The 19747-nt window shown below is 70.4% G+C and carries 17 protein-coding genes; 10 read left to right on the top strand and 7 right to left on the bottom strand.

The annotated features are described in order from the left end of the window. The first annotated feature begins 162 nt into the window (after positions 1-162). From IQ210_RS17385 to IQ210_RS17360, 6 genes are all read left to right on the top strand, one after another. A complete protein-coding gene (locus IQ210_RS17385) occupies positions 163-1365 on the top strand; it encodes a S8 family peptidase (protein WP_194079907.1) in 1203 nt (400 codons plus the stop codon). Between the two features lie 225 nt (positions 1366-1590). Continuing rightward, complete coding sequence (locus IQ210_RS17380) at positions 1591-3660, top strand: alpha-1,4-glucan--maltose-1-phosphate maltosyltransferase (RefSeq protein ID WP_194079906.1); 2070 nt, start codon at positions 1591-1593, stop codon at positions 3658-3660. Next, positions 3657-5357: a maltose alpha-D-glucosyltransferase gene (gene treS, locus IQ210_RS17375; RefSeq protein ID WP_194079905.1), complete on the top strand. Its 1701-nt coding sequence runs from the start codon at positions 3657-3659 to the stop codon at positions 5355-5357. The genes IQ210_RS17380 and treS overlap by 4 nt, the downstream gene beginning before the upstream one ends. A gap of 94 nt (positions 5358-5451) precedes the next feature. Further along, entirely contained in the window at positions 5452-6822 is a 1371-nt protein-coding gene (locus tag IQ210_RS17370) for a maltokinase N-terminal cap-like domain-containing protein (RefSeq protein WP_194079904.1), read from the top strand. Positions 6823-6849: 27 nt separating this feature from the next. Further along, a complete protein-coding gene (glgB, locus tag IQ210_RS17365) occupies positions 6850-9333 on the top strand; it encodes a 1,4-alpha-glucan branching enzyme (protein WP_194079903.1) in 2484 nt (827 codons plus the stop codon). Between the two features lie 66 nt (positions 9334-9399). Beyond that, positions 9400-10227 carry a hypothetical protein gene (locus IQ210_RS17360; RefSeq protein ID WP_194079902.1) on the top strand — a complete coding sequence of 276 codons (828 nt, stop codon included), beginning with the start codon at positions 9400-9402 and terminating at the stop codon, positions 10225-10227. Here IQ210_RS17360 and IQ210_RS17355 read toward each other — a convergent pair. The 4 genes from IQ210_RS17355 to IQ210_RS17340 form a co-directional block, all read right to left on the bottom strand. Next, the gene (locus IQ210_RS17355) at positions 10224-12437 is read right to left on the bottom strand and encodes a HelD family protein (protein WP_194080025.1); all 2214 of its coding nucleotides are present in this window, start codon (positions 12435-12437) and stop codon (positions 10224-10226) included. The two genes, IQ210_RS17360 and IQ210_RS17355, sit on opposite strands and share 4 nt — an antisense overlap. Before the next feature lie 153 nt (positions 12438-12590). Next, complete coding sequence (locus tag IQ210_RS17350; protein ID WP_079306119.1) at positions 12591-12905, bottom strand: thioredoxin family protein; 315 nt, start codon at positions 12903-12905, stop codon at positions 12591-12593. Positions 12906-12922: 17 nt separating this feature from the next. Further along, a complete protein-coding gene (locus IQ210_RS17345; protein WP_194080024.1) occupies positions 12923-13309 on the bottom strand; it encodes a MerR family transcriptional regulator in 387 nt (128 codons plus the stop codon). A gap of 29 nt (positions 13310-13338) precedes the next feature. Beyond that, positions 13339-13848: an Lrp/AsnC family transcriptional regulator gene (locus tag IQ210_RS17340; RefSeq protein ID WP_194079901.1), complete on the bottom strand. Its 510-nt coding sequence runs from the start codon at positions 13846-13848 to the stop codon at positions 13339-13341. A 45-nt stretch (positions 13849-13893) separates the two neighbouring features. Between IQ210_RS17340 and IQ210_RS17335 the strand changes: the two genes are divergently transcribed. Together IQ210_RS17335 and IQ210_RS17330 are read left to right on the top strand one after the other, a co-directional pair. Beyond that, a complete protein-coding gene (locus IQ210_RS17335; protein WP_194079900.1) occupies positions 13894-14808 on the top strand; it encodes an NAD-dependent epimerase/dehydratase family protein in 915 nt (304 codons plus the stop codon). 1 nt (position 14809) lies between these two features. Continuing rightward, positions 14810-15685, top strand: coding sequence for an aldo/keto reductase (locus tag IQ210_RS17330; RefSeq protein ID WP_194079899.1), 876 nt, complete (start codon positions 14810-14812; stop codon positions 15683-15685). On the opposite strand, the gene IQ210_RS17325 is transcribed toward IQ210_RS17330, so the two are convergent. Both IQ210_RS17325 and IQ210_RS17320 read right to left on the bottom strand, forming a co-directional pair. Then, on the bottom strand, positions 15682-16977 hold the full coding sequence (locus IQ210_RS17325) for an AAA family ATPase (protein ID WP_228047871.1): 1296 nt from the start codon (positions 16975-16977) through the stop codon (positions 15682-15684). The two genes, IQ210_RS17330 and IQ210_RS17325, sit on opposite strands and share 4 nt — an antisense overlap. Before the next feature lie 142 nt (positions 16978-17119). Then, complete coding sequence (locus IQ210_RS17320; RefSeq protein WP_194080023.1) at positions 17120-17758, bottom strand: maleylpyruvate isomerase family mycothiol-dependent enzyme; 639 nt, start codon at positions 17756-17758, stop codon at positions 17120-17122. Positions 17759-17865: 107 nt separating this feature from the next. On the opposite strand from IQ210_RS17320, the gene IQ210_RS17315 reads away from it, so the two are divergent. After that, positions 17866-18306 (top strand): MarR family winged helix-turn-helix transcriptional regulator, encoded by a 441-nt coding sequence (locus IQ210_RS17315; protein WP_194079898.1) that lies wholly within the window; start codon positions 17866-17868, stop codon positions 18304-18306. A gap of 41 nt (positions 18307-18347) precedes the next feature. Next, positions 18348-18815 (top strand): hypothetical protein, encoded by a 468-nt coding sequence (locus IQ210_RS17310; RefSeq protein WP_194079897.1) that lies wholly within the window; start codon positions 18348-18350, stop codon positions 18813-18815. A 16-nt stretch (positions 18816-18831) separates the two neighbouring features. Here the strand turns inward: IQ210_RS17310 and IQ210_RS17305 are convergent, their stop codons facing one another. After that, positions 18832-19611, bottom strand: a complete 780-nt coding sequence (locus IQ210_RS17305) for a DUF2127 domain-containing protein (RefSeq protein WP_194079896.1) — start codon at positions 19609-19611, stop codon at positions 18832-18834. Positions 19612-19747: the final 136 nt, after the last annotated feature.

The following is a 19747-nucleotide window of genomic DNA, read 5'->3' as shown; positions in this document are numbered from 1 at the left end:
TATGGCTGATTCCGCCCCCGTAGGCGTCCTTGTGGTGACTTCACACCCCACGAGAGGGTGCAAGTGGCGTACGGCCGCAAAAGGCACACCCCGACGGTTCCCGGCCGACTCCCGGGCGCGTCACGACCGCCGTACGCCGAGTCGAGGAGGGGAACTCACACCATGGCACGGACGCGAACCCGGCGTCTGCGCCGGGCGGGGGGCTTGGCCGCGGTGACCTGTGCCGCCGCGCTTTCGGCCAGCACCCTGCCCGCGCACGCCGCACCGGAGGGGCGGATACTCGGCGCCGGAGCCCCCGGCTCCGTCGTCGGAAGTTACCTGGTGACACTCAAGGGGGGAACGACGGCTCCGTCGTCGGCGGGAAAGAGCCTCGCCGAGAAGTACGGGGCGAAAATCAGCCACACCTACGGCACGGTCCTCAACGGCTACGCGATCAAGGCCGACGAGAGACAGGCGAAGCTGCTCGCGGCGGACTCCCGGGTCGCCTCGGTCGTCCAGGACACCCGGGTGACGCTCGACCACACCCAGCGGAACCCCCCGTCCTGGGGCATCGACCGCATCGACCAGCCGGACCTCCCGCTGGACAAGGGCTACACCTGGCCGGAGTCCGCGGGCGCCGGGGTCACGGTGTACGTCATCGACACCGGCATCCGCGTCTCGCACAAGGACTTCGGCGGACGGGCCAGCTACGGCTGGGACTTCGTCGGGAACGACAAGTACGCCGGTGACGGCAACGGCCACGGCACCCATGTCGCCGGTACCGTCGCGGGCACCAAGTACGGCGTCGCCAAGCAGGCCGAGGTTGTCGCCGTCCGCGTCCTCGACAACGCGGGCTCCGGTACGACGGCCCAGGTCATCGCCGGTATCGACTGGGTCACCAAGCACGCCAGGAAGCCCGCCGTCGCCAATCTCAGCCTCGGCGGCTACCACAACGCCCAACTCGACACCGCCGTACGGAACTCGATCAAGTCCGGCGTCACCTACGCGGTCGCCGCGGGCAACGACGGGCTGCCCGCCGGCCTCTACTCCCCCGCCGACGTGAAGCAGGCGATCACGGTCGGCGCGACCGACACCACCGACACCCGGGCGAGCTTCTCCAACTACGGCTCCGCCCTGGATCTGTTCGCCCCGGGGGTCTCGATCACGTCAACCTCCAACAAGGGCGACAGCGCCAAGGCCACCTACTCGGGTACGTCGATGGCGACCCCGCACGCCACGGGCACGGCCGCGCTCTACCTCGCCGACCACCCGAAGGCCACGCCCGCCCAGGTGGCGAAGGCGCTGGTCACGCTGGCGGCGTCCGGCAAGGTCTCCGGACGCGGGCTCGGTTCACCGAACAAACTCCTGCAAGTACCGGGCTCGTAGGCGCGGTATGCGGACACCGGCCCCGTTCGATCCGGACGGGGCCGGTCTTGTGTGTAGACATACGCGTGAGTAGTTAACAAAGTGCCGGATTGCCCACCCGAATAGGGTGGGAAGGCTCCTCCGGTACACCCCCAGCCACAGCACGGGAACACACGGGAACACCACGCAGGACCCACCTCCCCACAACCATCCGCCCACCCCCAGTTGACGCGGACAGGAGCGGTCATGCCCGCCACGCACCACACGTCAGCACCCCCGACACCGAACACCCGGCCCGCCGTCACCGGGCCACCGTCCACCTCGGAGCCACCCTCCACGGACGACACCCCCGCCATCGGACGGATACCGGTGCTGGACGTCCGCCCGGTCGTCCAGCACGGACGCCGCCCCGCCAAGGCCGTCACCGGCGAGACCTTCCAGGTGACCGCCACGGTGTTCCGCGAGGGCCATGACGCGGTCGCCGCCAACGTCGTACTGAAAGACCCCGAGGGCCGGCCGGGCCCGTGGACGCCGATGCGCGAGCTCGCCCCCGGCACCGACCGCTGGGGCGCCGACGTCACCCCCGGGACCGAGGGCCACTGGACGTTCCAGGTCGAGGCCTGGGGCGACCCGATCAGCACCTGGCGCCACCACGCCCAGATCAAGATCCCGGCGGGCATGGACACCGAGCTGGTCCTGGAGGAGGGCGCGCGCCTGCACGAACGGGCCGCCGAAGGTGCCCCCAAGGGACAGCGGAAGATCCTCAAGGCCACCGTGACCGCCCTCCGGGACGAGACCCGCCCGGCCACGGCCCGATTGGCGGCGGCGCTGACGCCGGAGGTGGACGCGGTGCTGGCCGCGCACCCGCTGCGGGAGTTCGTCACCGCCTCCGAACCCCTGCCACTGCTGGTCGAGCGGGAGCGGGCCCTGTACGGGTCCTGGTACGAGTTCTTCCCCCGCTCCGAAGGCACCCCCGAGCGCCCGCACGGCACCTTCCGCACGGCAGCCCGCCGACTGCCGGCGATCGCCGCGATGGGCTTCGACGTGGTCTACCTGCCGCCGATCCACCCGATCGGGACGACCTTCCGCAAGGGGCCGAACAACACGCTGTCGGCCGGACCGGACGACGTCGGGGTGCCGTGGGCGATCGGCTCGCCCGAGGGCGGTCACGACGCCGTCCACCCGGATCTGGGGACGCTGGAGGACTTCGACTACTTCGTGCAGCAGGCGGCGTCGGAAGGTCTGGAGGTCGCGCTCGACTTCGCGTTGCAGTGCTCCCCGGACCATCCCTGGGTGCAGAAGCATCCCGAGTGGTTCCACCACCGCCCCGACGGCACCATCGCGTATGCGGAGAATCCGCCGAAGAAGTACCAGGACATCTACCCCATCGCCTTCGACGCCGACCTCGACGGCCTGATCGCCGAGACGGAGCGGGTGTTGCGGCACTGGATGGACCACGGGGTGCGGATCTTCCGGGTCGACAACCCGCACACCAAACCGGTCGTGTTCTGGCAGCGGGTGATCGCGGACATCAACGCCACCGACCCCGACGTGATCTTCCTGGCCGAGGCCTTCACCCGCCCGGCGATGATGCACACTCTCGGCCAGATCGGCTTCCAGCAGTCGTACACGTACTTCACCTGGCGCAACACCAAGCAGGAGCTGACCGAGTACCTGACCGAGCTGTCGGGGGAGGCGGCCGCCTACATGCGGCCCAACTTCTTCGCCAACACCCCCGACATCCTGCACGCCTACCTCCAGCACGGCGGCCGGCCCGCCTTCGAGGTCCGCGCCGTCCTGGCCGCCACCCTCTCCCCCACCTGGGGCATCTACAGCGGCTACGAACTGTGCGAGAACACCCCCCTGCGCGAGGGCAGCGAGGAATACCTGAACTCGGAGAAATACCAACTCCGCCCCCGCGACTGGGAGACAGCCGACACCATCGCCCCCCTCATCACCCGCCTCAACACCGTCCGCCGGGAGAACCCCGCCCTCCGCCAACTGCGCGATCTCCACTTCCACCACGCGGACAAGGAAGAGGTGATCGTCTACTCGAAGCAGAGCGGCTCGAACACGGTTCTGGTGGTCGCCAACCTCGACCCTCACCACACCCAGGAGGCCACGGTCTCGTTGGACATGCCGCAACTCGGCCTGGAATGGCACGAGTCGGTGCCGGTGCGCGACGAGCTCACCGGCGAGACCTATCACTGGGGCAGGGCGAACTACGTGCGTCTCGAACCGGGCACTCGTCCCGCGCACATCCTCACCGTCCTGCGACCGTCCACCCCGCAGATCGGAGGGTCACCCACAACATGATCGTCAACGAGCCCGTCCAGGACACCTTCGAGGACACCCCGGCCAAGGACCGGGACCCCGACTGGTTCAAGCGCGCCGTCTTCTACGAGGTGCTCGTCCGCTCCTTCCAGGACAGCAACGGCGACGGTGTCGGCGACCTCAAGGGCCTCACCGCCAAACTCGACTACCTGCAATGGCTCGGCGTCGACTGCCTCTGGCTGCCACCCTTCTTCAAGTCCCCGCTGCGCGACGGCGGATACGACGTCTCCGACTACACCGCCGTCCTCCCGGAGTTCGGCGACCTCGCCGACTTCGTCGAGTTCGTCGACGCCGCCCACCAGCGCGGCATGCGCGTCATCATCGACTTCGTCATGAACCACACCAGCGACCAGCACCCGTGGTTCCAGGAGTCGAGGCGGGACCCGAACGGACCCTACGGCGACTACTACGTCTGGGCCGACGACGACAAGCAGTTCCAGGACGCGCGGATCATCTTCGTCGACACCGAGGCCTCCAACTGGACCTTCGACCCGGTCCGCAAGCAGTACTTCTGGCACCGCTTCTTCTCCCACCAGCCGGACCTCAACTACGAGAACCCGGCGGTCCAGGAGGAGATGATCTCCGCGCTGCGGTTCTGGCTGGACCTGGGCATCGACGGCTTCCGACTGGACGCGGTGCCGTACCTGTACCAGCAGGAAGGCACCAACTGCGAAAACCTTCCGGCGACCCATGAGTTCCTGAAGCGGGTCCGCAAGGAGATCGACGCGCACTACCCGGACACGGTGCTGCTGGCGGAGGCGAACCAGTGGCCCGAGGACGTCGTCGACTACTTCGGCGACTACCAGGCCGGCGGCGACGAATGCCACATGGCCTTCCACTTCCCGGTCATGCCGCGCATCTTCATGGCGGTGCGCAGGGAGTCGCGTTACCCGGTATCGGAGATCCTCGCCAAGACCCCCGCGATCCCGTCGGGTTGCCAGTGGGGCATCTTCCTGCGCAACCACGACGAGCTGACGCTGGAGATGGTCACCGACGAGGAACGCGACTACATGTGGGCCGAATACGCGAAGGACCCACGGATGCGCGCCAACATCGGCATCCGCCGCCGCCTCGCGCCCCTCCTGGACAACGACCGCAACCAGATCGAGCTGTTCACGGCTCTCCTGCTGTCGCTCCCCGGCTCGCCGATCCTCTACTACGGCGACGAGATCGGCATGGGCGACAACATCTGGCTCGGCGACCGCGACGCCGTCCGCACCCCGATGCAGTGGACACCGGATCGCAACGCAGGTTTTTCGTCCTGTGACCCCGGCCGCCTCTACCTGCCGACCATCATGGACCCGGTCTACGGCTACCAGGTCACCAACGTCGAGGCGTCGATGTCGTCGCCCTCGTCGCTGCTGCACTGGACCCGGCGCATGATCGAGATCCGCAAGCAGAACCCGGCGTTCGGCCTCGGCTCGTACACCGAGCTCCAGTCGTCCAACCCGGCGGTGATCGCCTTCCTGCGGGAGTACGAGGACGATCTCGTCCTGTGCGTGCACAACTTCTCCCGCTTCGCGCAGCCCACGGAGCTGGACCTGAGCACGTTCAACGGGCGGCACCCGGTCGAGCTGTTCGGCGGGGTGCGATTCCCGGCCATCGGCGAGCTGCCGTACTTGCTGACCCTCGGCGGGCACGGCTTCTACTGGTTCCGGCTCCGCAAGGAAGCCGCCTGAGAGCCCGGCGGGGCGGCTGATTCCCGGTTTCTCCCGCCCCGCCCTGGGCACGCATCAGTAACACCCCGACCACCCGGGGAAAGGACGCGACGCCATGTCGGAAGCCGTCATCCGTACTGCCACGACAAGTCCGGCCCTGCTTGCGTCACTTGATCCACTCCTGCGGGAATGGCTGCCCCGGCAGCGCTGGTTCGCCGGCAAGGGCCGTCCGGTCACCGGATTCACGCTGGTAGCGGCCACCGAACTGCTGCCGGCCGACCGCAAGCTGGGCCTCTACCACCTGCTCGTACAGGCCCATCAGCCTGCCGCCCCCTGGGACTGCTACCAGCTCCTCATAGGCGTGCGCGAGGCGCTGCCACCCCATCTCGCGCCCGCGCTGATCGGACATGTGGAGGAGGGCCCGCTCGCCGGCCGGACGGTGTACGAGGCCCTGCACGACCCGAGGCCCGCCGAGGTGCTCCTGGAGGCACTGCGCTCGCGGGCCCACATCGGCGGGCTCCGCTTCGAACGGGACCCCGGGCAGGACATCCGGTCCGGTCTGGTGCCCCGCGTGATGACCGCCGAGCAGTCCAACACCTCCGTCGTCTACGGAGATACGTTCATCCTGAAGCTGCTCCGCCGGATCGTGCCCGGCGTCAACCCCGACCTGGAGCTGCCGCTGGCGCTGGCCCGCGAGGGGTGCTCCCGGGTGCCCGCGCCGACGGCGTGGCTGAACGCCGAGCTGGACGGGGAGTCGTACGTCCTCGGCGTCCTGCAACCCTTCGTGCAGGGCGCGGCGGACGGCTGGGAGCTGGCGCTGCGCGAGCTGGCCAAGGGCGAGGACTTCAGCGCGGAGGCGCGGGCCCTCGGGCGGGCCACCGCCGAGGTGCACATGGCGCTGGCCCACGCGCTGCCCTCGGTGACACTCGGCGCCGCGCAGCTGCGGCTGCTGGTCGACGGCATGATCGAGCGCCTCGACGCGGCCGTCCAGGCGGTGCCCGCGCTCACGCCGTACGCGCCCGGGCTGCACTCCGCGTTCAGCGCGCTGGCCGATCTCGCGGCGGAGGGCCGTACCTGGACCGCGCAGCGCATCCACGGCGATCTGCATCTCGGCCAGTGTCTGCGCTCCCCCGCCGGGCAGTGGTCGCTGATCGACTTCGAGGGCGAGCCGTCGAAGCCGCTGGCCGAGCGGCGGATGCCGCAGCCGCCGGCCCGGGACGTCGCCGGAATGCTTCGCTCCTTCGACTACGCCGCGCTCTCGGCCGACCCGCCGGCCCCTGGCTGGGCGCACGCCTGCCGGGCCGCGTACTGCTCCGGGTACGCCGAGGTCAGCGGCTCGGATCCGCGGACCGACCCGGTGCTGCTGCGCGCGTACGAGACGGACAAGGCGATCTACGAGGTCGTCTACGAGGCCAGGCACCGCCCGGACTGGCTGCCGGTGCCGATGGCGGCGATCGAGCGGTACGCCACATCCGACCTGTTCTGACTTCACGTTCGCCGAGGAGGCTCCCCCGTGACTCCGCCCACGCCCAGCGGATCGGACCCGAAGAAGAAAGCGACAGCGAAGAAGGCAGCAGCGAAGAAAGCGACGGCCGAGAAGGCGGTCGTGAAGAAGGCCACGGCGAAGAAGGCTGTCGCGAAGGAGGCAGCGGTCAAGAAGGCAGCCGTCAAGAAGGCGACCGCGAAGGAAACGACGGCCAAAAAGGCGACCGCCAAGAAAGCGACCGCCAAGAAGGCAGTGGCGAAGAAGACCGTCGCGAAGGCCAAAAAGACCGTCGCCCCGAAGCCGGCCCCGCTGCCGGAGACTCCCGTCTCCCCCGTCATCGACGCCCACGACCGCGACCGTCTCCTCTCCGGCACGCACCACGACCCCCACTCCGTCCTCGGCGCCCACCCCGTGCCCGGCGGCACGGGCTTCCGCGTCTTCAAGCCGTACGCCCTGTCCGTCACCGTCCTCACCGGCACCCTGCGCGCCGAGCTGCACGACGACGGGGACGGGTTCTTCAGCGGCCTCCTCCCGCTCCGGGACGTCCCCGCCTACCGGCTCCTCGTGACGTACGAGGGCTCGGAACAGGAGATCGAGGACGCGTACGGCTTCCTGCCCGCCCTGGGCGAGCTGGACCTGCATCTGATCGGCGAGGGCCGGCACGAGGAGCTGTGGAAGGCGCTCGGCGCCGAGCCGATGACCCACCAGGGCGTGACCGGCACCCGCTTCACGGTGTGGGCGCCGAACGCCCGCGGCGTGAGCCTGGCCGGCACCTTCAACTTCTGGGACGGCACAGGCCATCCGATGCGCTCGCTCGGCGGCTCCGGCGTCTGGGAGCTGTTCGTGCCCGGCATCGGGGAAGGCGAGCTGTACAAGTTCGCGATCACCCGCCCGGACGGTTCGAAGACGCTGCGCGCCGACCCGCTGGCCCGCCGCACCGAGGCCCCGCCCAACACCTCGTCGATCGTGCACGCCTCGCACCACGAGTGGCAGGACGAGGCGTGGCTGTCGCGGCGCGCGGACAAGCCGGCCCACGAGGCGCCCTTCTCGGTGTACGAGGTCCATCTCGCCTCCTGGCGCCCAGGGCTGACGTACCGTCAACTCGCCGAGCAGCTCCCGGCGTACGTCAAGGACCTCGGGTTCACGCACGTCGAGCTGATGCCCGTCGCCGAGCACCCCTTCGGCGGCTCCTGGGGCTACCAGGTCACCGGCTTCTACGCCCCGACCGCCCGCCTCGGCACGCCGGACGACTTCAAGTACCTCGTCGACGCCCTGCACCAGGCCGGGATCGGCGTCCTGATGGACTGGGTGCCGGCCCATTTCCCGCGCGACGACTGGGCGTTGGCGGAGTTCGACGGGCGGCCGCTGTACGAGCACGAGGACCCGCTCCGCGCCGCCCACCCCGACTGGGGCACGCTGGAGTTCGACTTCGGCCGCCGTGAGGTGCGCAACTTCCTGGTCGCCAACGCCGTGTACTGGTGCGAGGAGTTCCACATCGACGGGCTGCGCGTGGACGCGGTCGCCTCGATGCTCTACCTCGACTACTCGCGCGAGCCGGGCCAGTGGCTGCCCAACGAGCACGGCGGCCGGGAGAACCTGGACGCGGTGGCGTTCCTCCAGGAGATGAACGCGACCGTGTACCGGCGGGTCCCGGGCGTCGTCACCATCGCCGAGGAGTCCACCGCCTGGGACGGCGTCACCCGCGCCACCCACCACATCGGCCCGGGCGGCTTCGGCGGCCTCGGTTTCGGGCTGAAGTGGAACATGGGCTGGATGCACGACTCGCTCGGCTATGTCCAGCACGAGCCGGTGCACCGCAAGTACCACCATCACGAGATGACGTTCTCGATGGTGTACGCGTACAGCGAGAACTACGTGCTGCCGATCTCGCACGACGAAGTCGTGCACGGCAAGCGGTCCCTGGTGTCGAAGATGCCGGGCGACTGGTGGCAGCAACGCGCCAACCATCGCGCGTACTTGGGCTTCATGTGGGCCCACCCGGGCAAACAACTCCTCTTCATGGGCCAGGAGTTCGCGCAGGGCGCGGAGTGGTCGGAGGCGCACGGCCCCGACTGGTGGCTCCTCGACCCCGCCTACGGGGCGGAACCCGATCACCGGGGCGTCCGGGACCTGGTCCGTGACCTCAACGTCGTCTACCGCCACACCCCGGCGCTGTGGCAGTGCGACACCACGCCCGAGGGCTTCCAGTGGGTGGTCGGCGACGCGGCGGACGACAACGTCTTCGCGTTCCTGCGCTACGACGCCGAGGGCACGCCCCTGCTGGCGGTCTCCCACTTCTCCCCCGTCGTCCGGCACGACTACCGCCTCGGCGTCCCCGACGACATCCCCGCCTGGCACGAGACCCTCAACACCGACCTCGGCAAGTACGGCGGCAGCGACGTCACCAACCCGGACACCGTGAAACCGGAGGCCACCCCCTGGCACGGCCGCCCGGCCAGCATCCAACTGACACTGCCGCCCCTGGCAACGGTCTGGCTACGGCCCGCGTAGCCGGGAGCGGCGTTCTTTAAGGTGGTCCGGGTCGATGTCTGTGCGCCACGGGGGAATTGAGGGCTCATGCGATCCGGAGGCAAGCGCGGGGCGGCCGCGGCCGCCCTGCTCTGCGCGCTCGCCGTACTGCTGGTGGGGGCGTGCGGAACGCAGGTGGCCGGTCAGGGCGGTCCCACTCCGTCGGCCACCGCGCTCCCGTGGACCCTGTCCGCGCCCATCGGGATCACCAGCGCCACCCTCAGCGCCGACCAGCGCACGGTGACCCTCGCCGCGACGGTCCCCAGCGGCCCGAAGCCGTGCGTGCGCAACCTCAGAGCGGTCCTCACCGAGCCCGTGCGGAACACCGTGAACGTCCAGGTCACCTACGACTCACCGGCGGGCGACCGAGCCTCCGGCTGCACGAAGACGACCACGGCCAAAGCCCGGGTCAAGCTGACCGAGCCCCTGGGCAAGCACGAGTTGGCGGTCGGCTACCCCGGCACCGTCTTCACCGCCGACGACGCCACCCTGCCCGCCCTGCGCCTCTGCGGCGACTTGGGCTGCACTCCTCCGGCCACCGGCTGCACCACCGCCTCCTACGAGCAGGCGGTGTACGCGGTCGACTCACCCGCGCACACCTACCGCGACGCGGAGCACTGCGACGGCAAGTGGCTGGTCCTGGACATCTCCTGGCGCACGGGACCGGTCTGCGGCGACCAGGCGGACAGCGCGTGCACGTCCAGGCTCGGCGACCGCTGGTTCTACCAGGCCGAGGAGTCGGGCTGGAAGCCGTTCTTCCGCACGACGGAAGGGGGCTGCCAGGCCGTACAGGACAGGGAGCCGGCCTTCCCGACCGCCCTGTGCGCATCCCTGGAGCCCCTCGCCCCGTCTCTGCACCCGAACCACGCCCGCTAGCCGACGAGCGCCTTCGGCAGCCGCCCGGTGTGCAGCACCCCCAGTCGCTGGGTCGCGCGGGTCAGCGCCACGTACAGGTCGCTCGTTCCGTACAGCCCCGGCTCGACCACCAGCACGGAGTCGAATTCGAGGCCCTTGGACTGCCGCGGATCGAGGAGTACGACGGTCCGCGTGAGGTCGGGTTCCGCGCCCGCCGTCACTCCGTCCAGCTGGGCCGCGAGCCTGCGGTGCAGATGGCGCGGGGCGATCACCGCGAGCCGGCCCTCGGCGGGGGTCAGCTCCTCGACCGCCTTGGCGACGGCGCCGGGCAGGTCGTCGGTGGCGCGGACCCAGGGTCGTACCCCGGTCGAACGGACCGAACTCGGCGGTTCGAAGTCCGGGTTCTCGGCCCGTACGACGGCCGCCGCGAGGTCCATGATCTCGGCGGGGGTGCGGTAGTTGACGCCCAGCCGGGTGTGCTCCCAGCGGTCCTCGACATACGGCTCCAGGATGTCCGACCAGGAGCCGACCCCGGCCGCCTCCGCCGTCTGGGCCGGGTCGCCGACCAGGGTCATGGAGCGGGTCGGGCTGCGCCGCATGAGCAGCCGCCAGGCCATCGGCGACAGTTCCTGCGCCTCGTCGACGATGATGTGCCCGAAGGCCCAGGTCCGGTCGGCGGCCGCGCGCTCGGCGGCGCTGCGGTGGTCGTCCTCCTCCTGCCGCTCGGCGAAGCGTTCGGCGTCGATGATGTCGTGCGCCGACAGCACCTCGGAGTCCTCGTCGTCGATGTCCTCGAACTCATAGGTACGGGAGGCGTACGACACGTCGAGGACGCCCTGCGCATACGCCACCTGCGTCTCCCGCTCGCGCTCGGCGCGGGCCCGCGCCACCCGCTCGTCCACGCCGAGGAGTTCGGCGGCCTCGTCGAGCAGCGGTACGTCCGCCACCGTCCAACTCCGGGTCACCGGGCGGCGGATGGCGGCCGCGTCCTCGTCGGGGAGGTAGCCGACGGGGTCGGCGAGGAAGTCCGCGACGAGGCGCTGCGGGGTCAGGCGGGGCCACAACTGGTCGATGGCGGCCCACACTTCGGGGTTCTCGGCGATCTCGTCACGGATCTGGGTGACGTCGCTCGGGTCGAGGAGGCTGCTGCCGTCGTAGGGGTCGGTGCCGACCCGCTCGGCGTACAGCTCGGTGAGGGTGTTGAGGATGTGGCCCTCGAAGTGCTCGCGGGCCACGTTGTGCGGCAGCCGCGCGGCCCGGGTCTTCTCCCGCGCCATCTTCACCAGACCGTCGTCGAGCATCAGGACCTCCCGGTCGTGCTCGATCGCGATCACCGGGTCGGGCAGCGCCTGCCAGTCGCGTACGACGTCGGCGAGGACGTCCGCCATGTCGGCGCGGCCCTTCACGGCCGCCGCCGCGCGGGTGTCGGTCGCGGTCGCCTTCACGCCGGGGAACAGTTCGCCGACCGTCGCGAGCAGTACGCCCGTCTCGCCGAGCGCGGGCAGCACCTCGCCGATGTAGCCGAGGAAGGCGGGGTTGGGGCCGACGATGAGCACGGCCCGCTTGGCGAGCAACTCCCGGTGTTCGTAAAGGAGATACGCGGCGCGGTGCAGGGCGACGGCGGTCTTGCCGGTGCCCGGGCCGCCCTCGACGACCAGCACACCGCGGTGCGGGGCGCGGATGATCTCGTCCTGCTCGGCCTGGATGGTCTGCACGATGTCGTGCATCCGGCCGGTGCGGGCGGCGTCCAGCGCGGCGAGCAGCACGGCGTCGCCGGTCGGGTCCTCATGGCCGGTGCGTTCCTGGTCGCCGAGGTCGAGGATCTCGTCGTGCAGGGCGGTGACCGTACGGCCCTCGGTGGTGATGTGCCGACGGCGGCGCAGGCCCATGGGGGTGTGACCGGTGGCCAGATAGAAGGGCCGGGCGACGTCCGCGCGCCAGTCGATGAGGACCGGGGTGCGTTCGGCGTCGTCGGTGCGCAGTCCGATGCGGCCGATGTGGTGGCTGGTGCCGGACGTCAGGTCGATGCGGCCGAAGCACAGCGAGCCGTCGACCGCGTTGAGCGCGGCGAGCAGCCCGGACCGCTCGGCGACCAGAATGTCCCGTTCCAGCCGGGCCTGCATGGGCGTGTTGCCCTGGGCGAGGGCGTCGGTGACTCCGGCCTCGGTGTCTCCGCGCAGCGCGTCCACGCGGGCGTACAGGGTGTCGATGAATTCCTGCTCACCGCGAATTTCATCGCTGTTTGACAATTCCACTCCCACGCAGATATACTGTGCCTACTGAACTTCTCCGCGGCTCAATTCCCGTAAAGTCGCGAACCATTGAGTCTAAGCAAAAGAATCCCCCCGGCGCAATTGCCGAGGGGATTTTTCCGTTATCGGGAGTCAGACGACGTCGGCGAGTTCCTCCAGCAGTCGCCGCTTCGGCCGGGCGCCCACCATGGACTTCACCGGCTCACCGTCGCGGAAAACCATGAACGTGGGCATGGAGAGAACCTTGTAGGCGTTCGTGGTCAGCGGATTGTGGTCCACGTTCAGCTGCACCACCTTCAGACGGCCGGCCTCCTCCGCGGCGAGCGCCTTCAGCACCGGCCCCATCTGCCGGCACGGCGGGCACCAGTCCGCCGTGAACTCCACCAGCACCGGCAGCTCGGCCCCGATCACCTCGGCCGCGAAATCCGCGTCCGTCACATCCGTCACGGCGTCTGTCGTCTGCATCACAGCTCCTGCCCTCCCAGTTCGCACAGGGGCGCCTCGCCCCCGGCCGTGGCCAGCCGCACGCCGATCTGTGCCCGTGCCGCCTGGAGCTCGCCGATCAGCTCGTCCAGCTCCGCCAGCTTGCGCCGGTAGACGTCGAGCGAGGCCGGGCAGGTGTCCCCCTCGGGGTGCCCGGCCTGCAGGCACTCCACGAAGGGGCGGGTCTCCTCCAGGTCGAACCCGAAGTCCTGCAACGTCCGGATCTGCCGCAGCAGCTTCAGATCGCTCTCGTCGTACGTCCGGTATCCGTTGCCGCCCCGCCGGGCGGGCAGCAGCCCGCGTGACTCGTAGTACCGCAGCGTCCGGGTCGTGGTCCCGGCCCGCGCGGCCAGCTCGCCGATTCGCATGTCCACGAACGTAATCCTTTACGCCGACGTCAAGGCAACAGCGGTTTCCGCTCCACCGGGGAGGTCAGCACGATCGAAGTCGTGGTGCGCCCGAGGGCGGAGACCTCCTCGAGCACCTCCTCCAGGTGGACGGTGTCCCGGACGGCGACCTTGAGGATCCAGCAGTCCTCGCCGACCGCGTGGTGCACCTCGGTGATCTCCGGGCGCTCGATCAGCTCCAGGGTCCTCGGGTGCTTGAGGTTGTAGCCGCCGTGCGGGTTGACCCGGATGAACGCCTGGATGCCGTAGCCGAGCCGGGCCGGGACGACATGGGCGCCGTACCCGCTGATCACGCCCGCGGCCTCCAGCCGGCGCACCCGCTCGGTGACGGCCGCGGGGCTCAGCCGCACCCGGCGGCCCAGCTCGCTCAGCTTGATCCGTCCGTCGGTCTGGAGCAGCCGGAGGATCTCCCGGTCCAGCGCGTCGAAGGCCGCCGAGGTTTCGCTGGTGGCGGGTCGCGGATGCCGTGGTTCTTTCGGTGCCGCGGCCTGAACTCCCATGGTTCCCCCTTCAGGACGTGGGTGTGCGCCGGGAGAATTATGGTCATGGAAAAGGCACGGGAGATACTGGTCATCGGCGGCAGCCGCTATTTCGGCAAGCGGCTCGTCACCCGTCTGCTGGCCGCCGGGGACCGGGTGACGGTCCTCAATCGCGGCTCGTCGGTTCCGCCGCCCGGTGCGTCGCATCTCGTGGCCGACCGCGACGACGAGAAGTCCCTTGTGGCGGCGCTCGGTTCCCGCACCTTCGACGTCGTCGTCGACCAGGTCTGCTACACCCCGCGGCAGGCGGAGATCGCGCGGCGGGTGTTCGCGGGCCGTACCGGCCGCTATGTGATGACGTCGACGGTCGAGGTGTACGAGTACGAGGACTCGATCACGCCCGTACGGGAGGACGCCGTCGATCCGCTGACGGTGCCCGTCGATCTCGAACTGCCCTGGGACGACCCGGAGTTCCTCGACGCCCACTACGGCGAGGGCAAGCGGCAGGCGGAGGCGGTCTTCGCGGCCGACCCCGGCTTCCCCTACGTGGCCGTGCGGGTGGCCCATGTGCTGGGCGGGGACGACGACTTCACGGGACGCCTGGAGCACTACGCCTCCCGCATCCGGGCCCGCGAACCGATCGCGGTGCCCTTCTCGAACCAGCCCGCCACCTACATCCACGTCGAGGAGATCGCCGACTTCCTGGTGTGGGCGGTGGGCGAGGACTTCACGGGGCCGGTCAACGCCGCCTCCCACGGTCTGCTGACCACCGTGGACCTGTGCGAGGCGATCGTCGCGCGGATTCCCGAGGGCAAGGTCGTGCTCCAGCTCGTCGAGGTCGGCGAGGTCTCGCCGTTCTCCTTCTTCCGCTCCTACGGCATGGACAACTCCCGCGCCACACGGCTCGGTTACGCCTTCCGCGCCGCACCGGCGTGGCTGTCGGCGGCCGTGGCGGAGACGCTCGGGAAGGGCGGCAACTGACATGCGGTACCGCACACTTGGCGACCTGAAGGTGAGCGCCGTGGGGCTCGGCGCGATGCCGCTGTCCATCGAGGGACGGCCGGACGAGGAGCGTGCCCGGGCGACCGTGCGGGCGGCGCTGGACGCGGGCGTCACCCTCTTCGACACGGCGGACTCCTACCATCTCTCCGGCGCCGAGCCCGGCCACAACGAACTGCTGCTGGCCCGCGCCCTGGCCGGGGCCGGCTCCGAGGTGCTGGTCGCCACGAAGGGCGGCCGAGGGCGACCGGCTGACGGCAGCTGGACGGTGAACGGCGACCCGCGCCATCTGAAGCGCGCCGCCGAGGACTCCCTGCGGCGGCTCGACGTCGAGGCCATCGGCCTCTACCAACTCCACAAGCCCGATCCCGCCGTTCCCCTCGAGGAGTCGGTCGGCGCGCTGCGCGAGTTGCTCGACGAGGGCAAGATCCGGCTGGCCGGCCTCTCCAACACCGACGCCGACCAGATCCGCGCGGCGCACCGCATCCTGGGCGACCGCCTGGTGTCGGTGCAGAACCGCTACTCGCCGGAGGTCCGGGACAGCGAGCCCGAACTGCGGCTGTGCGCGGAGCTGGGGCTCGCCTTCCTGCCGTGGAGCCCGCTGGGCGGCATCTCACGCAGCTCGCTGGACGGCCCGTCGGGCCTCGCGGCTGCCGGGCGCTTCGCCGCCTTCCACGAGATCGCGGCCGAACGCGGGGTCAGCCCCCAACAGGTGGGCCTGGCCTGGCTGCTGGCGAAGTCCCCGGCCGTGATCCCGATCCCGGGAGCGAGCCGCCCGGAGACGATCCGGGACTCGGCGAGGGCGGCGGAACTGGTGCTGAGCGAGGCGGAGTCGGCCCGCCTTAAGCCGCTCGGCTAGTCCTCCGCCCACTCCTCGTCCGCGATGTCCTGGCCGAGGCCGAGTCCGGCGCCGTAGAGGTCGAGGAGGCGGGCGCGGCCCTCGGCGTCCGGGAGGGGGATCTCGACGGCGAGGTCGACGCGGCCGGGGCGCTGGACGAGGGCGGGTTCTAGCAGGTCGGCGCGGTTGGTGGTGAGGAGGAAGGCGACGTCGGCGTCGTCGCCGAGGCCGTCCATCTCGTTCAGCACCTGGAAGAGCAGGGGTTGTTCGCCGCCGCCGTAGTCGCGGGCCTCGGCGACGAGGTCGCAGTCCTCCAGGACGACGAGGGCGGGCTGGAGCATCCGGGCGAGGGCGCAGGCCGGGCCGATGGCGTCGATGCTCTCGCCGGACAGGATCACCACGGTGAACTGCGGGAGGTGGGAGAGGAGATAGCGCAGGGTGTGGGTCTTGCCGGTGCCGGGCGGGCCGTACAGCAGCAGGCCGCGGCGCAGGTGCTGACCGGCCGCGCGCAGCCGCTCGCGGCGCCGGGCCACGCCCACGACCTGGCGTTCGACGCGCTCCAGCAGGCCGGACGGCAGCACGATCTCGTCGCGGGTGAGGCCGGGGCGGCGGTGGAAGCGGAACGGGCCTAGGCCGTGCCCGAACTGCGAGCCCTCGAAGGAGAGGACCTGGCCGCGGAAGACGTTGTGCTCGCGGACGAGCGCGTCGACCTCGGCGAGCAGCCGGTCCGCGAACTCCTTGTCAGCGGCGAGGACTTCGACCTCGACCTTGTTGCGTCCGTACTCGTCCTGCGGCCCGCGCAGAAGGACCGCGAACCGTTCGTCGCCGTCCGTGCCGAGGTAGAACCCGCAGGAGACGCAGGCCAGTTCGGCGTCCGGGGAGATCGGCAGCTGGGCGTAGTCGACGGCGCCGACGACGAAGCGGTCGTAGCGGTCGGCGGCGTCGATGATGTCGCCGAGGGTGAGCTCGCCGTGGTGCTGAGCGCCGCGCATGCCGATCAGCTCGTGGGTGCGGCCGTCGGCGGCGAACCAGCGCTCCAGGGCGAGATGGACGTTGGGCAGGTCGAAGGGGGCGTACGCCGTCTTCACCACCGGGCGGTCCGTGGGTGCCGAACCGAGGTGGTCGCGAAGGCGTTTGGCGAGGTCGCGGCTGCCGTCGGGGTCGGCGCGCTTGGGGCGGGCGACGGCCATCAGGAACTCGTGGAACAGCTCGTTGATGCGGTCGAGCGAGAGGGCCGAGGGTTCGCGGTCCTCGCCGTACCTGGCCTCGTACTCCTTGGTGCTGAGGATCTCCACCTTGCCCGGTTCCGCCATGCGCTGCCCGCCTCCGTGTGCCGTGGCCGTGCCCTTCGTGGCTCTCCAGCCTGGGCCCCGACGCGTCGGCGGGTCAAAGCATTTCGGGCAAGTGGTCGCGAAGAGAACGGAAAGGGACAGGGCGCGCCACGGGGTCGCGGCGTCACCGGGGAGTCGCGACCCCCGTCCACGGCTCCCCGGTGCGCCCGGCCCACTCACGGGCCGCGTCCGGCCGGCCGGTGAGCAGCAGGAGCAGGGCGGCGATCGGCCCGCGCAGCTCGGCGCCGCTCCCGCGCGTCCACTCGATGTCGGTGGCGACGAGCCGCGCCTTCGGCAGGGGCCAGGGGCGGGGCGGGAGCCGCATGGTCCACACGCGCTCGGCGGCGGCGCGGGCGGCGGTCGGCGACACCGCCCGTTCCCGGCCGAGCGCGAGGGCGATGTCCTGGCCGTGGACGAGGAGGTCGAGCAGGGGTTCGTGCGGTGAGGTCATGGGGGCGAGGCGCCGGGAGCCGATGATCGACCGCAGATGGCCGACGATCACGTCGGTGGGCGCGGCGGCCTCGCGGACGGCCGTGTCATGGATCATCCGGTTCCAGTTCCCGCGGGCGCGGAGCAGCTCCCGTACCGCCTGCCCTCGGGTGATGCGCGCGGCGAGGGTCAGATGGGCGGCCACGTCCCGCACCCGCCAGTCCCCGCAGCGCGTGGGCGTCTCCCACTCCTCGGCGCTCAGGCCCTCCAGCAGGTCCGCGAGGCTCGCGCGCTCGCGGTCGACGACCTGCCACAACTCGTCGGTCTCCAGCATGACGCCCATGGGAACCACCTACTCAAGTGGTAAGCTTCTCTGACCAAAGTAGTCAGAGCCTCTGACTACTGTCAAGCGATACGAGCGATACCGAGGGAGCGTCGACGATGCCTGCGGAGAGCGAGCTCAACACGGGCGTGCTCCTGTTCCTCCCGTACCGGGCCCTGGAGAACCGTGTCTTCGCCGCGCTCGCCGAGGCCGGTTTCGACGACTTCACGCCCGCCCAGGCCCGGGTCATGCAGCGCATCGGCCCGAACGGCACACGGCTGACGGAGCTGGCCGAACAGGCCCAGATCACCAAGCAGACCGCGGGCTTCCTGGTCGACCAGCTGGAGAAGGCGGGCTATGTGACCCGGATACCGGACCCGACGGACAAGCGGGCCCGGCTGGTGTGCGGGGCGCGCAAGGCGTGGGAGGCCAAGGAGGTCGCCGACGGGGTGGTGGCCGAGGTGGAGAAGGAATGGGAGGAGCACCTCGGCAAGCGCCGCATGAAGCAGCTGCGCGAGGCGCTGACGCTGCTGCGGGAGATCACGGACCCTTGGGCCTGAAGACTCTGGCCAGGTTCACTCGATGAACAGGAACGCAGCTGATGCTCACCGCCCTCCTCGCCGTAGCCGGGACGCTCCTCGGATCGATAGTCACCGGCACGTTCCAGCACCTGTCCGCCGGCCGGGCCGAACGGACGGCCGCCGCCGAACAGTTGCGCCGCGAGCGCCTCGAAGCGGTGACAGCCCTCGCCGCGGCCGGCTCGGACCATCGCCGGGCCCTGCGGATGCGCGGGCTCGCCCGGCTGCGCGACGCTGACGAGGCCGAACTGGAGGAGCTGCGCGCCAGGTCCCACGCCACCCGCTCGGCCATCACCCGCCCGCTGGTCACGCTGCGGCTCCTGGTTCCCGATCCGCGGGTCCACGCCACCGCGCAGGAAATGGTCGTGGCCACGTACGATATGGTCGACGCGGCCGGCAGCGCCGAGGAGCTCGACGCGGCACAGGAGGCGGCCCGAGCCGCACACGACCGCTTCGTGGAGGCGGCCGCCGCGTACTTCAGCCCCGTCTAGACGGGTATGGCCGTGTCTACTTCCGCCCCGCCTGCACGGGTACGGCCGCCGCCTCCTCCACCTCCAGGAGCGACGCGCTCCGGCGTTCCGCCTCGAAGGCGCGGTGGCCGCCGCGCAGTCCGAACAGCCGCTTGGCGAGCAGGATGTAGAGCACGGCGAGGATGTTGAGGACCAGGGTGGCGATCTTCAACCAGCTGATGTGCTCGGTGAGTTCGTAGATCTCCAGGGGGAGGAAGGCGGCCGTGGCGACGACCGTCAGATACTCCGCCCAGCGCTTGGCGTACCAGAGCCCGACCGCCTCGACGAGCTCGATGAGCGCGTAGGCCAGGAGCAACACCGCCACCAGGACAAGGGTGTTGTGCTTGTACCCGAAGGTCTTCTGGATGGTGCCGACGACCGGTGAATGGTCGAGGTCGTAGTGGAAGTGCCGGAAGACGGGGCGGAAGACGTCCAGATACTCGTCGAAGAGCCGGCGCACCGCGTCCTGGGAGTTGCTGAACTTCCACACGGCCGCCGCGACCAGCACGATGAACACGCCGCGCACGGCCCGCTCGATCGCCAGGAACCGCAGCACGAACAGATCCCGCAGCACCTTGCCGCGCGGCACGAGGGGCGCCTCGGCGGCCGGACCCGATCCGTGCGGTTCGCCGAGCACGAAGTCACCGCAGCGCAGACAGCGCCAGACCTCGCCGAGCGCGGTGTCGGCACGCAGCCGGATGCGCAGCCGGGGGTCGTCCGGCGCGTACGTCACATGCCCGCGGCGGGCACATGTCCGCCGGTCCCAGTCGATCGACATCCCCCGTGCCTTTCACGAACGCTGAATGAGCCTGCCGCGCCTGTAAGGGGGCAGGCGCGGCAGGCTAGTGGGGGCGGGTAAGAGTTCGGTGAGGCGATTGCTCTTGCCGGTGGTGCTGCCCGGGCGGCCGAGCCAC

It is taken from the genome of Streptomyces justiciae, from assembly GCF_015163075.1.
Lineage (GTDB): Bacteria > Actinomycetota > Actinomycetes > Streptomycetales > Streptomycetaceae > Streptomyces > Streptomyces justiciae.
Note: the sequence above shows the minus strand (reverse complement) of the source record. Positions and strands in the feature narration are given on the sequence as shown.